At 50.2% G+C, this 14,234-nt stretch carries 17 protein-coding genes; 7 read left to right on the forward strand and 10 right to left on the reverse strand.

Annotation, left to right across the window (positions count from 1 at the left end; all coding sequences use genetic code 11):
- The first annotated feature begins 114 nt into the window (after nucleotides 1-114).
- On the forward strand, nucleotides 115-867 hold the full coding sequence (gene fnr, locus FDW94_RS17480) for a fumarate/nitrate reduction transcriptional regulator Fnr (protein WP_003020397.1): 753 nt from the start codon (nucleotides 115-117) through the stop codon (nucleotides 865-867).
- Between the two features lie 151 nt (nucleotides 868-1,018).
- Nucleotides 1,019-1,969 (forward strand): universal stress protein UspE, encoded by a 951-nt coding sequence (gene uspE, locus FDW94_RS17485; RefSeq protein ID WP_003833229.1) that lies wholly within the window; start codon nucleotides 1,019-1,021, stop codon nucleotides 1,967-1,969.
- Between the two features lie 48 nt (nucleotides 1,970-2,017).
- Here uspE and FDW94_RS17490 read toward each other — a convergent pair whose 3' ends face one another.
- Nucleotides 2,018-2,278, reverse strand: coding sequence for a DUF2534 family protein (locus FDW94_RS17490; protein ID WP_003020403.1), 261 nt, complete (start codon nucleotides 2,276-2,278; stop codon nucleotides 2,018-2,020).
- Nucleotides 2,279-2,523: 245 nt separating this feature from the next.
- Here FDW94_RS17490 and FDW94_RS17495 point away from each other — a divergent pair, with 245 nt between their 5' ends.
- On the forward strand, nucleotides 2,524-3,555 hold the full coding sequence (locus FDW94_RS17495) for a mechanosensitive ion channel family protein (protein WP_003840804.1): 1,032 nt from the start codon (nucleotides 2,524-2,526) through the stop codon (nucleotides 3,553-3,555).
- A 38-nt stretch (nucleotides 3,556-3,593) separates the two neighbouring features.
- Here the strand turns inward: FDW94_RS17495 and FDW94_RS17500 are convergent, their stop codons facing one another.
- The 4 genes from FDW94_RS17500 to FDW94_RS17515 all read right to left on the reverse strand — a co-directional run bounded on the left by FDW94_RS17500 (nucleotide 3,594) and on the right by FDW94_RS17515 (nucleotide 6,314).
- A complete protein-coding gene (locus tag FDW94_RS17500; protein ID WP_032943579.1) occupies nucleotides 3,594-4,646 on the reverse strand; it encodes an NAD(P)-dependent alcohol dehydrogenase in 1,053 nt (350 codons plus the stop codon).
- 43 nt (nucleotides 4,647-4,689) lie between these two features.
- On the reverse strand, nucleotides 4,690-5,097 hold the full coding sequence (locus FDW94_RS17505) for a cupin domain-containing protein (protein ID WP_020996378.1): 408 nt from the start codon (nucleotides 5,095-5,097) through the stop codon (nucleotides 4,690-4,692).
- A gap of 32 nt (nucleotides 5,098-5,129) precedes the next feature.
- On the reverse strand, nucleotides 5,130-5,786 hold the full coding sequence (locus FDW94_RS17510) for a carboxymuconolactone decarboxylase family protein (protein ID WP_224759872.1): 657 nt from the start codon (nucleotides 5,784-5,786) through the stop codon (nucleotides 5,130-5,132).
- A 144-nt stretch (nucleotides 5,787-5,930) separates the two neighbouring features.
- The gene (locus FDW94_RS17515; RefSeq protein ID WP_048235289.1) at nucleotides 5,931-6,314 is read right to left on the reverse strand and encodes a VOC family protein; all 384 of its coding nucleotides are present in this window, start codon (nucleotides 6,312-6,314) and stop codon (nucleotides 5,931-5,933) included.
- 120 nt (nucleotides 6,315-6,434) lie between these two features.
- Here FDW94_RS17515 and FDW94_RS17520 point away from each other — a divergent pair, with 120 nt between their 5' ends.
- Nucleotides 6,435-7,205, forward strand: coding sequence for a DeoR/GlpR family DNA-binding transcription regulator (locus tag FDW94_RS17520; RefSeq protein WP_008784903.1), 771 nt, complete (start codon nucleotides 6,435-6,437; stop codon nucleotides 7,203-7,205).
- Here FDW94_RS17520 and FDW94_RS17525 read toward each other — a convergent pair.
- Both FDW94_RS17525 and FDW94_RS17530 read right to left on the reverse strand, forming a co-directional pair.
- A complete protein-coding gene (locus FDW94_RS17525; protein WP_100272389.1) occupies nucleotides 7,202-7,486 on the reverse strand; it encodes a Rho-binding antiterminator in 285 nt (94 codons plus the stop codon). The genes FDW94_RS17520 and FDW94_RS17525 overlap by 4 nt on opposite strands.
- Nucleotides 7,487-7,552: 66 nt before the next feature.
- Complete coding sequence (locus FDW94_RS17530) at nucleotides 7,553-7,783, reverse strand: glutaredoxin domain-containing protein (RefSeq protein WP_008784905.1); 231 nt, start codon at nucleotides 7,781-7,783, stop codon at nucleotides 7,553-7,555.
- Between the two features lie 114 nt (nucleotides 7,784-7,897).
- Between FDW94_RS17530 and FDW94_RS17535 the strand changes: the two genes are divergently transcribed.
- Complete coding sequence (locus FDW94_RS17535) at nucleotides 7,898-8,461, forward strand: MarR family transcriptional regulator (protein WP_008784906.1); 564 nt, start codon at nucleotides 7,898-7,900, stop codon at nucleotides 8,459-8,461.
- A gap of 37 nt (nucleotides 8,462-8,498) precedes the next feature.
- On the opposite strand, the gene mppA is transcribed toward FDW94_RS17535, so the two are convergent.
- Nucleotides 8,499-10,112: a murein tripeptide ABC transporter substrate-binding protein MppA gene (gene mppA / locus FDW94_RS17540; protein ID WP_008784907.1), complete on the reverse strand. Its 1,614-nt coding sequence runs from the start codon at nucleotides 10,110-10,112 to the stop codon at nucleotides 8,499-8,501.
- A gap of 184 nt (nucleotides 10,113-10,296) precedes the next feature.
- Between mppA and mpaA the strand changes: the two genes are divergently transcribed.
- Nucleotides 10,297-11,025 carry a murein tripeptide amidase MpaA gene (gene mpaA, locus FDW94_RS17545; RefSeq protein ID WP_048216283.1) on the forward strand — a complete coding sequence of 243 codons (729 nt, stop codon included), beginning with the start codon at nucleotides 10,297-10,299 and terminating at the stop codon, nucleotides 11,023-11,025.
- On the opposite strand, the gene ycjG is transcribed toward mpaA, so the two are convergent.
- Nucleotides 11,000-11,965, reverse strand: coding sequence for an L-Ala-D/L-Glu epimerase (ycjG, locus tag FDW94_RS17550; protein WP_008784909.1), 966 nt, complete (start codon nucleotides 11,963-11,965; stop codon nucleotides 11,000-11,002). The genes mpaA and ycjG overlap by 26 nt on opposite strands.
- A gap of 115 nt (nucleotides 11,966-12,080) precedes the next feature.
- Here ycjG and tpx point away from each other — a divergent pair, with 115 nt between their 5' ends.
- Nucleotides 12,081-12,587, forward strand: coding sequence for a thiol peroxidase (gene tpx, locus FDW94_RS17555; RefSeq protein ID WP_003020437.1), 507 nt, complete (start codon nucleotides 12,081-12,083; stop codon nucleotides 12,585-12,587).
- Nucleotides 12,588-12,640: 53 nt separating this feature from the next.
- On the opposite strand, the gene tyrR is transcribed toward tpx, so the two are convergent.
- Nucleotides 12,641-14,185, reverse strand: coding sequence for a transcriptional regulator TyrR (gene tyrR, locus FDW94_RS17560; protein ID WP_008784910.1), 1,545 nt, complete (start codon nucleotides 14,183-14,185; stop codon nucleotides 12,641-12,643).
- Nucleotides 14,186-14,234 lie beyond the last annotated feature (49 nt).

A 14,234-nucleotide genomic window follows, 5' to 3' on the forward strand; every position in this document is an offset into this window, starting at 1 on the left:
AAACATTCGCTCCAGTTATGCCTGAATTATTCTCTATTGGGAGTAGCTCAGGCTTACGTGCTCACCAAAAAGATGTTAAAATTGACAAATATCAATTACGGCTTGAGCAGACCTATGATCCCGGAAAAGCGAATTATACGGCGCATTCAGTCTGGCGGTTGTGCTATCCATTGCCAGGATTGCAGCATCAGCCAGCTTTGCATCCCGTTCACACTTAACGAGCATGAGCTTGACCAGCTCGATAACATCATCGAGCGCAAAAAGCCTATCCAAAAAGGGCAGACGCTCTTTAAAGCAGGTGATGAGCTTAAATCACTCTACGCTATCCGCTCCGGAACGATAAAAAGCTATACCATTACCGAACAAGGCGATGAGCAAATTACCGGTTTCCATCTGGCGGGTGACCTGGTAGGTTTTGACGCCATTGGCAGCGGCCATCACCCGAGCTTTGCTCAGGCGTTGGAAACCTCAATGGTATGCGAAATTCCTTTCGAAACCCTTGATGACCTGTCCGGTAAGATGCCGAACCTGCGTCAGCAGATGATGCGTCTGATGAGTGGCGAAATCAAAGGCGACCAGGATATGATCCTGTTGCTGTCGAAGAAAAACGCTGAAGAGCGCCTGGCGGCCTTTATCTACAATCTGTCTCGTCGCTTCGCCCAGCGTGGGTTCTCGCCTCGTGAATTCCGCCTGACCATGACCCGTGGCGACATCGGTAACTACCTCGGTCTGACGGTTGAAACCATCAGCCGCCTGCTGGGTCGTTTCCAGAAAAGCGGCATGCTGGCGGTGAAAGGCAAATATATCACTATTGAGAACAGCGACGCGCTGGCAGTTCTTGCCGGCCACACGCGTAACGTTGCGTAATCTTTCCGCAAGCCTCTCTGTTATCCTTCTGTCAAATCGCTAAATTTTCCCGATTTATTGATCTGGCAGGAGGTTATTCCCTGTTTCAATCTACATTATTGGGTTACTCTTTTAGTTACAAACTGCGATGACAGTTGTAAGGAGACCCTGTATGGCTATGTATAAAAATATGCTGGTCGTCATCGACCCTAACCAGGACGATCAACCAGCATTACGGCGAGCTGTTTATTTGCATCAACGGATTGGTGGCAAAATTAAAGCCTTTTTGCCGATCTATGACTTTTCCTATGAGATGACTACCCTGCTGTCGCCTGATGAGCGTACGGCAATGCGTCAGGGGGTCATCAGCCAGCGAACTGCATGGATACGTGAACAAGCGAAATACTACATCGAAGCAGGGATCCCTCTGGAGATTAAAGTGGTCTGGCATAACCGACCCTTTGAAGCCATCATCCAGGAAGTCATCAGTGCCAGGCATGATCTGGTCCTCAAGATGGCGCACCAACACGACCGCCTCGAAGCCGTAATATTTACGCCAACCGACTGGCATTTATTGCGTAAATGTCCAAGTCCGGTATGGATGGTGAAAGACCAGCCATGGCCTGAAGGGGGTAAAGCACTGGTTGCCGTAAACCTCGCCAGTGAAGAGGCTTATCACAACGCGCTCAATGAAAAACTGGTCAAAGAGACGCTACAGCTTGCAGAACAGGTTAACCATACCGAAGTGCATCTGGTTGGCGCCTACCCTGTCACACCAATCAACATCGCGATTGAACTGCCTGAATTTGATCCCAGCGTTTATAACGACGCAATCCGTGGACAGCATCTGCTGGCCATGAAGGCGCTACGCCAGAAATTCAGTATTGATGAGAAAGTGACGCACGTTGAAAAAGGCTTACCTGAAGAGGTCATTCCTGATTTAGCCGAGCACTTGCAGGCGGGTATTGTGGTATTGGGGACCGTCGGACGTACCGGTATTTCTGCTGCGTTTCTTGGTAATACCGCGGAACAGGTTATCGATCATCTACGCTGTGACCTGCTGGTCATCAAGCCGGATGAATATCAGACGCCAGTTGAACTGGACGACGAAGAAGACGATTAACCACACAATGAAATGCCGGATGGCGATATCATCCGGCATTTTAAACGCCTAGTGTTGCTCCTCACCGCCGAGGAAATAGATACCAAGCGGGATAGCCAACAGAATCGTAAACACCATGCTGTAGACACAAATCATTGCAGATTGAATGGCGTACATTGAAGCGGTCCAGTCGGATAGCGGAATGTCATACTGTTCAATAACGCCACCGATCGTCGCTCGCGTCACGACCGACGCTGCGATAATAAACACCCCAAGCAGGCACAACAGAAACTTCCGTCCCTTCGCTGTTTTCAGCTTAGCCATGATCATAGTACTGTCCTTTTGCAAATGAAAAACCTTGTTACTTTGCGCTAACAATACCATGACATCAACTGACTGTCTGCTACATAAGCCGCATACAGGGTTGACGTTAGCGTTATTTCGCTGAAAATAGCGCTGATTGCATCATTTATCTCTCCTTTTGATTAATGATCTGACCGCCTTAACTGAGTAAAATATCTGGGGATTAGGATGTCAGATGATATTTAGCTAACACGGAGTTGCCAGGAAGAATCATGATCGCTGAACTGTTTATGAATAATGCGTTTAATTTGACGGTAATTCTTAGCTGCTGTGCCGCGCTGGTCCTGATGAGCGTCTGGTATCATCGTGGAGAGCGTCGCTGCAAAGGATTCATATTTCATGCCGCACAATTTTTTGTCTATGCCATTATCATTGGGACGTTTGGCAGCATTGCTAATAACGTTATCGAAAGTTACAGCCTGAAATTTATCTCCCCCAGCGTGGTCGACTTTATCTGCACCTCGTTGATTGCGTTGATCCTGACCATCAAACTTTTTCTGGTGATTAATCAGTTTGAAAAGACGCAGATTAATAAAGGCAGAGATATCACCAGCGCGAGGATCCTGTCGCGTATCATCAAGATTACCATCGTGGTTGCCATCATTTTACTGTATGGCGAACACTTCGGTATGAGCTTATCCGGCCTGTTAACCTTTGGCGGTATTGGCGGTATCGCAGTGGGTATGGCGGGGAAAGATATTCTGAGCAACTTTTTCTCAGGCATTATGCTCTATTTCGACAGACCGTTTAGCATAGGCGATTGGATCCGCTCCCCGGACCGCAATATTGAAGGCACGGTAGCAGAAATTGGCTGGCGAATGACTAAGATAAACACCTTCGACCATCGTCCGTTGTATGTGCCAAACTCGATTTTCTCCTCCATCAGCGTAGAAAACCCAGGGCGCATGACCAACCGGCGAATTAAAACGGTGATCGGGTTACGATATGAGGATGCCGATAAAGTCGGTGCCGTTGTCGAGTCGGTCAGAGAAATGCTGCAAAACCATCCTGGAATAGACCAGAAACAAACTCTGTTGGTCTATTTTAATGAATTTGCCGATTCATCGTTGAATATCATGGTGTATTGCTTCACGAAAACCACCGTCTGGAAGGAATGGCTCGCGGTACAGCAAGACGTTTATTTAAAGATTATCACGATAGTCCAGGCAAACGGCGCCGACTTTGCATTCCCCAGCCAGACGCTGTATATGGATAATCCTGAAGCATCGCCATTGACACACTAACAAAAGAAAAGACGCGGAAATCCGCGTCTTTTTTGTACTTATTTCAATGAGGAAATATCAATTACAAAGCGGTATTTCACATCGCTTTTCAACATCCGCTGCCAGGCACGATTAATATCCTGAATATCGATCACTTCGACATCGGCGGTAATACCATGCTGACCGCAAAAATCCATCATCTCCTGCGTTTCAGCAATGCCGCCGATAACTGAACCCGCCACAGACCTACGCCCAAGGATCAGGGGAACCGTATTCAGAAACGGATCCAACGCACCAAGATAACCGACCAGCACCAGCGTACCGCTTAGCGCCAGGGTTGGGATATAAGGGTTCAGGTCATGAACGTAGGGCACAGTATCGATAATCAGATCAAACTGATTCGCTGTCGCTTTCATCTGTTCACTGTCAGTGGAAAGCACAACGTGACTGGCACCCAAACGTCTGGCATCAGCTTCTTTGCCCGGTGAACGCGTAAACAGCGTAACTTCCGCGCCCAGCGCATTTGCAAGTTTGATTGCCATATGCCCGAGTCCACCCAGACCGACAACCGCGACTTTACTGCCCTCGCCTACCTGCCAGTGGCGCAGAGGCGACCATGTTGTGATCCCGGCGCAAAGCAGCGGCGCCGCACCGCGTAAATCGATCCCTTCAGGGACCTTCACCACAAACTTTTCGGTAACGACAATTTTGTCAGAATAGCCGCCGAAAGTAGGCAGACCGTCATGACGGTCGATATCGTTATACGTTAGCGTGTTACCTTCTTCGCAATACTGCTCTAGCCCCTGCTCGCAGGCGCTACAGTGTTGACACGAATCAACCATGCAGCCGACCCCTGCGAGATCGCCCACTTTGAATTTTGTTACCGACTTACCAACATGCACCACGCGGCCAATGATCTCATGCCCTGGTACCATCGGATATTTAGCACCGCCCCAATCGTTGTAGGCGTTGTGAATATCCGAGTGGCATACACCGCTGTATAAAATATCGATAACCACATCATCTTCACGCGGATCGCGACGAACAAAATTATGGGGGACTAAATCTTCTTTCACCGCCAGAGCAGCATAACCCTTCACATTCATGACCATTGAGATCTCCTCAGGGATTAGGTGTTACCAGAACCAGCATAGTTCAGGGCAGCAGGTTGTACTCAGCGTCGCTAACCGGTTCCAGCCATTCGTTCGACGCGCCAGGGGCCGGGATTTCCACGGCGATATGGGCAAACCAACTATCACGCGCGGCGCCGTGCCAGTGTTTCATTCCTGCCGGAATGTGCACGACATCGCCGGTTTTCAGCTCACGTGCCGGTTTATTCCACTCCTGATACCAGCCTCTGCCACCGGTCACCAGCAATATTTGTCCACCCTCATGATGAACATGCCAGAAGTTACGACAACCCGGTTCAAATGCGACATTGCCAATTACCACGCCTTCCATGGAGAGCATGGTCAGATAGCTGTCGCCAGTGAAATACTTCGCATACGCTTCATTTTTCTCTCCACGTGGAAAGACGCTGTTACCATCAAATTGTTCGTTCATAGTGACTCCAGTATGGATAATGTCCGCGGTGTTCATACCAGACATTCATCAAGAACCGTACGGGCATTTTCCCCAATCCCGGCTCCACAGTGCTGTTCGAGTATCGTAATAAACTCACTGAGTTGCTCAGGGAGGATCCCGATGTTAAGGCATATCGCAAAATGGCTTTTCAACTGGCTGTTAACGCCGCCCAGAACGGCCAGCGCCGAAACGGTCACCCATTCACGGTCCTGCCAGTCAAGTACATCTCGCTGAAAAATATCGCCAAACAGATGTGCTTTAAGCCAGACATCAATAGCGGGTGCAAAGTCAAACAGCGGACCGCTTACAGGCTGTCCAACCAGTTGCGTCTGAGTTAGGCTCCCAGCCTGAACACTGTTCCAGTCTGCAGGTGGCGGCGTGGCCGTTCTACCTTCGTCGTCTGAAAGCCCTTTCTCGCTTCGACTTTTCACCACCGACATAAAGCAGGACAGACCGTTCAGGCTGCGAGGGAAACCGCAGTATGCGTAGAGCTGTAGCAGGATCTCTTTTACTTCATTGAGCGTGAGTCTCGCATCCAGTCCGGCGTTGAGCGCGACGTCCAGCTTTTCCATCTGTCCTGTGGCAGTGAATGCCGCAATGGGAATGATTGCCTGTTGTCTGGCATCCAGTTGGTATTGCATATTCGACTCTCCAAATGGTGGCAACATTGCACCACCGGGGGCTGAAAACAGTAAAATTATAGAGACTCGACGTGTCGGTGATTAGAGAGGAAAAGAAGGACAAACTTATGAGCTGTACTCATTAATAATCAGCAGCAGGTACTCTTTATTTGCAGGTAACTGATTGAAGACTTACGCCACAATCTCGATTAAATTGCCGTCAGGATCTTTTATCACCGCTTCGTAATAACCATCGCCAGTAGTGCGCGGACCTGAGACTAATATCCCCTGTCCCTGCGCTTGCATTGCAATGGCATCAACATTTTCATTGCCGCCAACAGAAATGGCGAGGTGTACCCATCCGCAACGATTATTGTCAGGTTGCTGCCCGATAAGACCCGGTTTGGTCATTAACTCAATCGCAATTTCCTCGCCAATTTTGACAAAATAAGATTCAAACCCAGGATTGGTTTTACTGCGGTATTTCTCGTTGATCTTGCCGTCAAAAAACGAGACCCAGAAGCGAGCTTGCTGCTCGAGATCCTGTGTCCATAACGCCATATGCGCAATCTTCATAGCGAACCTCTTCCCGTTGTATCCAGAATAGTACGGCCCCTGTAAGGGATGTTGACATCGTTAATCATAATGCACGATCATGCACTCTATTGCTCGATGTTTATTTCACCTGGAGTATCCATGCTCGATTACGCCGCATTCCCGGAACAGCGCCAGGCGCTTATCTTTCAGATCCTGCAAGAAAACGGCAGGGTCATTTGTTCTGAACTTGCTAACCGATTAGGTGTTTCTGAACACACAATTCGTCGTGATTTGCATGAATTGAGCAAAGATGGCGTGTGTAAAAAAGTCTATGGTGGCGCGGTCATTACACTCCCTGAATCCGAAGACATCGACGTACGCAAGAGTATTAATGTAGCCAAAAAGAGCAACATCGCGCAGAGATGTGCCCGACTGGTCAAATCTGGAAGCTGTATTTTTATCGACACGGGTAGCACCAATCTGGCAATGGCAGAAGCTCTGCCCGCCGAACTGGCGTTAACCGTGGTGACAAATTCACCGGAGATTGCCGCCGTTTTGCTAAAAAAACCGCTGTTTGAAGTCATTATGCTGGGTGGCGTGGTGCAGAGATCTTCAGGTGGGTGCGTGGGAGCTTCCGCCATCGCACAAGTGCAGGACATTTTATTCGATCAGGGATTTATTGGCGGCTGCGCGATGTCGCCTGAATCCGGCTTAACGGGATTTGATTATGCGGATTGTGAATTCAAAAAAGCGGTGATTAAACAATGTAATGAAACTATCGTCGCGCTAACGGCTGAAAAAATCCCAGCCGTCGCCCGATATGTCGTTACCGAAAGCAGCAATATCGATGTGATTGTTGTAGAGGACAACATCAGCAAAGAGTACGCCACAGCGTTCCAGGCGCACGACATTCGAATTTATACCGTCTAACCGCGGTAGGCCCGCTGAAAATTTACTGTGCTAAACGTCGCTCCTGGCGTCAGCGCGATGATCGCTGACAGATAATCCAGACGGATTTTTTGCTGGTTTTCAGATTGTTCCACTACCAGAAATTCTTCTTTTTCCACGGTGGTACACGTTGTCAGCGCTTTAGCATCAAAACATGTGCCATCCGTTAGTTCAATGCGCAACCAATAGTGGTACATGCAGGCGATTTCCAGATAATCATGAAGATCGCAATCTATCGGGTGATACTCTTCGGTCGTTTTCATCATGCTACCTTCCCCAACGTCTTGTATATTCGGGAAATCGCCAACGCAACTTCCCGAACTATCCAGCTATTTCAACGCTTCAATGGGAGCGCCGAAATTAATATGCAGCACATTGCCGTCAATCACCAGCGCCGGAACAGATTTCACGCCAGCCACTTCAGCCTCAGCAACCCGATCAGGTTGCTCTCCCAGATGAACCACATCGATTTCAACATCTGCAGACAAATGCTGCAGAAGTGTCTGTTCTGCGGAAACACAAACCGGGCAACCTGCATGATAGAAACGAGCTTTAGTCATGATACATCTCCTTTAAATTATAGTATCGATTCGATACTATAATTTATGCTACGCTGCTTTTATCCTTTGTCAATATAGTTTTTAATCGATACTATATGCCGAGGAGGATTTGTTATGCCCGACATGTCACTTTTCGACGTACTTGACCGGCTTTCCAGCCTGACAAGGATGTGGTTTCGCCAGCATCCTTTACTGGCGGATCTCCAGCCAGTACAACTTAGCGCGTTAATGTATCTGGCCCGTTGCAACCGTTATTCCAATACGCCGCTTGGCGTAACGGACTACCTTGGGCTCACCAAAGGTACCGTGTCACAATCGCTGAAGCTTTTGGAAAACAAAGGGTTGATTGTTCGCAAGCCGGATGACCGTGATAAACGTAGCGTCCATCTACACTTAAGTGAGTCGGCCAATACCTTACTGGACGCCCTGCTCCCGCCAACGTTTTTAGTGGAGGGTGAATCGGCAATGGGTGAACGGGCGATCGTGCTCAGAGAGCTGCTGTTAGAACTGTTACGCGGGATCCAGAGGACCAACAATGTGCCTGGCTTTGGACTTTGCCATAGCTGTCGCTTCCACCAAAAAATTGATGGTCAGGGATTTTGTAATCTGACGAAAGAGAGATTGAGTGAAGAAGATTCATTGCTGATTTGCCGGGAGCATCAGCCGCCGGAAACATAAAATGGCTGGTGCAAAATCACACCAGCCATTATCTCTGTTAGTGCTTAACGATATACATTGTGCGGCTATAGGCCACATCTTCAGGGTTAGTAATCGGATACCCTTTCAGCCACGGTTTAATTAAACGCCCGTTGGTATACTGATAAATCGGTGCAATAGGTGCCTGTTCCATCAGAATTTTCTCCGCGGCGTTATAATCGGCATTGCGCGCTTTCTCTGTATTCTCCAGAGTTGCCTGGGTCAACACTTTGTCGTACGCCGGATCATTAAAGCGGGAGATATTGCCCGTATGGGTCGATGTTAATAGCGACAAGAACGTAGAAGGCTCATTGTAGTCACCCACCCATGAGGCGCGGATCACATCAAAATTACCGGTATTACGGCTGTCGATATACGTTTTCCATTCCTGATTCTGCAGTTTTACGTCAACACCGAGGTTCTTCTTCCACATAGAAGCCACTGCGATAGCAATCTTCTGATGATTTTCTGAGGTGTTGTACAGCAGCGTCAGTTTAAGCGGTTTCTGTGGGCCATAGCCCGCCGCACGCAGCAGCGTTTTTGCCTGCGCGTTCAGTTCTTCCTGACTCATTTGCTCAAACGGTGAAGGTTCCGGCACAAATCCTGCCGTTACATCCGGCGTAAAATGCCATGCCGGCTTCTCACCTGTACCCAATACCTTCTCCGCCATCAGACGACGATCGATAGTCATGCTGAGTGCCAGCCGCACGCGTGAATCGGCGGTCGGTCCCTTCTGGGTATTGAAAGCATAATAATAAGTACCAAGCTGCGGCGGGGTGTAAACCTGACCCGGGATATCCTTCAACAGTTTCTGATACATATTTTTCGGGAAGGATTCCGTGATATCAATATCACCCGCAAGATAGCGCTTGGTCGCAGCTGACTCCTGGTTGATCGGCAGGAAGGTGACTTTTTGCAACACTGTTTTGGCGTTGTCCCAATAATGCGTGTTCGGCACCACTTCCAGTTTTTCGTTCACGACGCGATCTTTGAGCACATAGGCGCCGTTACCAATAAGATTGCCTGGTTTGGTCCACTCTTTGCCGCTCTCAACGTTAGCTTTTTGTACCGGATAGAATGCAAAACTCGCTGTCAGATTGGCAAACCAGGGCAGCGGTTTATCCAGTTGAACTTTCAATGTCCGTGCATCGACAGCACTAACGCCAAGTTTATCAGGCGTGGCTTTGCCATCGATAATAGCCTGAGCATTATTAATTCCCGCCAGCGCCGCAAACCAGGCAAACGGCGACAGCGTTTTTGGATCAACCAGACGCTGCCAGCTATAGACAAAATCCTGCGCCGTTACCGGCGTACCATCGGCCCATTGCGCATTGTCACGCAGCGTAAACGTCCAGATGCGGTTATCGTTACTCTTCCACTGGGTAGCGACGCCAGGCACGATCTCACCCTTCTCATTCTGGTTGACCAGCCCTTCAAATAGATCACGAATAACCTGTATTTCAGGCAGCCCGACGGCTTTTGCCGGATCAAGCGACGCCGGTTCGTCTTTTATATGACGCACCAGTTCTTGTTTCTCTGCCAGTACCGTTCCGCTGGGAACATCAGCAGCCCAGGATAAAGAAATGCTGCTAACCAACAACGCACAACAGGTTACTGAAACAGAATGCTGCATAAGATACCCTCAATTCCGGCTACTAAGTGAATGTGTAATTATTTGTATCGCCAGCAGGAAATGCAATTAACTTCCGACAAGAAAGTGATATTACACCTGAAAAGATAAGTGTGTGAAAACGATTTGATTATCCATACATTTTGCACAACACTGCGAGTAACAATCCAAGCATTCAGAGATGACTATGACCGTTACCCGTCCCCGTGCCGAGCGCGGCGCATTCCCACCTGGAACCGAACATTACGGACGTTCCTTGTTAGGCGCACCGCTAATCTGGTTTCCTGCACTGGCAGCCGATCGTGAAAGCGGCCTGATACTGGCGGGAACGCACGGCGACGAAAACTCCTCTATCGTTACCCTTTCCTGCGCATTGCGTACGCTTAACCCTTCCCTGCGTCGCCACCATGTGGTGCTGGCCGTAAACCCTGACGGTTGCCAGCTTGGACTGCGCGCAAATGCGAACGGCGTCGATCTGAACCGTAATTTTCCCGCCGCAAACTGGAAAGCGGGAGAAACGGTGTACCGCTGGAACAGTAGCGCAGAAGAGCGTGATGTGGTGTTGTTGACCGGCGAAAGTCCGGGTTCAGAACCAGAAACCCAGGCGTTGTGTCAGCTTATTCACCGAATTCATCCCGCCTGGGTAGTCTCTTTTCACGATCCACTGGCCTGTATTGAAGATCCCAGAAGCAGCGAGCTGGGTTCGTGGCTGGCACAGTCGTTTGAATTGCCTCTGGTCACCAGCGTAGGTTATGAAACGCCCGGCTCTTTTGGGAGCTGGTGCGCAGACCTGAATTTACACTGCATAACCGCCGAATTTCCGCCCATTTCATCGGATGAAGCGAGCGAAAAATACCTGCTGGCCATGTCCAATCTGCTGCGCTGGCACCCTAGAGATGGAGCTGCCCGGTCGTAAAATGCAGGGCTGGCTCCGCATCGCTGGCAAGCCAGGTAGGGCCATCAAGATCGGCAAAGTTAACCTGCGGCGTAAGCGGTAACGCCGCACCGATAGCCCGGGAGGTACACAGCATGCAGCCCAGCATCAGCGCAAATCCCTGCTCGCGGGCTTCCGTTGCCAGCGCCAGTGCCTCCGTCAGACCGCCTGTTTTGTCCAGTTTGATATTGACCATTTCATAGCGTCCGTGCAGCGCTTTCAGGCTACTGCGAGTGTGGCAACTTTCATCTGCGCAGATGGGCAGCGGATGCACAAAATTCTCCAGCGCGGCATCATCCTGAGCCGGCAGCGGCTGCTCCAGCATTGCCACCCCTAAATCAGCCAACAGCTGACAGCGTGCCGCAAGGCCTTCTGCCCGCCAGGATTCATTGGCGTCGACAATAATCGTAGCGTCAGGAACAGCCGCACGAATGGCAACCATCCGCTCACTAATCAAGCGAGCATCCAGTTTAACTTTCAGCAGTTTTGCGCCATTTCCCCACAGCGCAGCCGCGCTCGCAGCCATTTGTTCCGGCGAGCCAATCACCACTGTTTGCGCCGTCGTCACCACTTCCGCCAGTTCACTTCCCACCAATTCCGCCAGCGACTTCTGCTGTTGACGCGCACTCAGATCCCACAACGCGCAGTCTACGGCATTTCGCGCAGCCCCTGCTGGCAGCAGCTTTTGCAGCTCTTCACGCGTAAGTCCGTTTTCCAGCTGTGGCGCAATGCTCATAATTTGCGCCAGAACAGAGGCATCGCTTTCGCCGTAGCGCGGGTACGGTGTGCACTCGCCAATACCTGTGACGCCATTTTCTGTCAATTCGACGACAACCACATGCGCTTCGGTCCTGCTCCCACGGGCTATGACAAAGGGAGTGTGCAGCGGCCAGGCTTCCTCATATACCTTAACTGTTCTCATTTGTTTTCCTTAATGCAGTCCCTGAAGCGGATATCCGCAAATAGCGTTTGCCGTGTTAACTGTTGATGGCATAAACTAGCCTCGACGTTAACTATATGTAAACAGGAAGATAACCATGTCACAAACCGTTCATTTCCAGGGCAACCCGGTTGCAGTTGCCGGCTCCATTCCTCAGGCTGGAAGCAAAGCTCAGGCTTTTACCCTTGTGGCTAAAGACCTGTCTGACGTTACGCTGGGCCAGTTTGCAGGCAAGCGCAAAGTGCTGAATATTTTCCCAAGCATCGATACTGGCGTTTGCGCGGCATCGGTACGTAAGTTTAACCAACTGGCGACAGAAATCGACAATACCGTCGTACTGTGTATTTCGGCCGACCTGCCATTCGCCCACTCTCGTTTTTGCGGCGCGGAAGGTCTGAGCAACGTTATCACGCTGTCCACCCTGCGCAACGCAGAATTCCTGAAAAACTACGGTGTTGAAATCGCTGAAGGCCCGTTGAAAGGTCTGGCCGCACGTGCCGTAGTTGTTATCGATGAAAATGACAACGTCGTCTTCAGCCAACTGGTCAATGAAATCACCAACGAACCAGACTACACAGCGGCGCTGGACGTACTGAAAGCGTAAGCTGCGTTTGCATACAAAAATGCCTCCGGATGGAGGCATTTTCATTTACGGCATTACTCTTCGCTTTTTTTCTGTTGGCTCAGGCCGTACTCGCGCAATTTATTGGCAATCGCGGTATGCGAAACGCCGAGGCGCTTGGCCAGCTTGCGCGTGCTGGGATAATTCATATACAGCTGCGTCAGCACGGAGCGTTCAAAGCGGCTGGTAATTTCATCCAGCGACCCTTCCATCACCTCTTCTCCGACCGCAACCGTTGCCGCATCATAATCCGGCAGTAAAATATCCTGCGGCCGTAGCTCATAGCCTTCAAGCTGGGTCAACGCCCGGTAGATAGCGTTTTTAAGCTGACGCACGTTGCCCGGCCAACCGTAACGGGTTAACACCGTGCTGAGATCGGCGGACAGCTTCGGACGCGGCACGCCCTGCTCATCGGCAAAACGCGCCACGAACAGTTCGGTGAGCGGCATAATATCTTGTGGGCAATCGCGCAGCGGCGGCAGGTTTAACGTCAGTACATTCAGACGATAATAGAGGTCTTCACGGAAAAGTCCTTTCTGCACCAGCTCCACAAGGTTCTTTTGCGTCGCGCAAATCACACGGACATCAACATGAACTTCGTGATCTTCTCCCACGCGACGGAACGTACCGTCATTGAGAAAACGCAGCAATTTGGTCTGCATACGCGGCGACATTTCGCCAATTTCATCTAACAGAACCGAACCGCCATTCGCCTGCTCAAAGAACCCTTTTTTACCTTCCGGCGCATGGCCAAACAGCTCGCTTTCAACCGCATCTTCAGGGATTGACGCGCAGTTCAGCGCCAGATACGGTTTCGACGCACGTGGGCTTGCCAGATGGCAGGCGTGAGCAAAGAGATCTTTGCCGGTGCCGGTATTACCAGTAATCAGCAGCGGCGCGCTCAGCGTCGCCAGCTTGCGCGCCTGTTCCACCACGTGTTTCATTTTGGCGCTGACGGCAATAATCTGGCTAAACGCGCTGAGATCCTGCGTAGTCATATTTTGCAACTGACGTCCCATTCGAATGGTGGAGCGCAACATCACCACCGCGCCGGTCAGCATCTGCTCCTGATTTTCGCCCTGCAAATGGACAGGCGTAATTTCCATCAGGAAATTCTGCCCGTTAATCACGACATGTTCGCTATGGGAATCCTGCGGATTGCTTTCCAGCCAGCGCTGGAAGTTAAACCCATTGATTAACTGGGCTGCGGTATGGTTGCGCATCCGCTCCTGGGTGTGCGCAAAAAGTTGACAGCTCGCAGGGTTCGCCATCTCAACTTTGCTTTTCATATCAAGAGAAAGGACCGGTTCTGGCAACGCTTCAAGCAGAGCACTCAGCGCCAGATGTTCACGTTCGGAAGGCATCCAGGGTACGGTACGCACATCCGTAACCCCTGAAATACGGCGGATTTCAGCCATCAGACTGCTGAAGTTGGTGAACTCCAGCTCCGCAAAATTAAGGTAAATTCGCCCGATGGGGTCAATCTCGATACCGCGTAAATCAATGCTTCTCAGCACCAGTAAATCGAGCAATTCGCGGGTCAGACCAAGACGGTCTTCACAAAAGACTTCCAAACGCATAGGAACCTTCACCTGGACAAGGGATTATGTGTTAAATGATAAGACAGTA

It is taken from the genome of Citrobacter sp. wls757, assembly GCF_005280935.1.
Classification (GTDB): Bacteria; Pseudomonadota; Gammaproteobacteria; order Enterobacterales; family Enterobacteriaceae; genus Citrobacter; species Citrobacter portucalensis.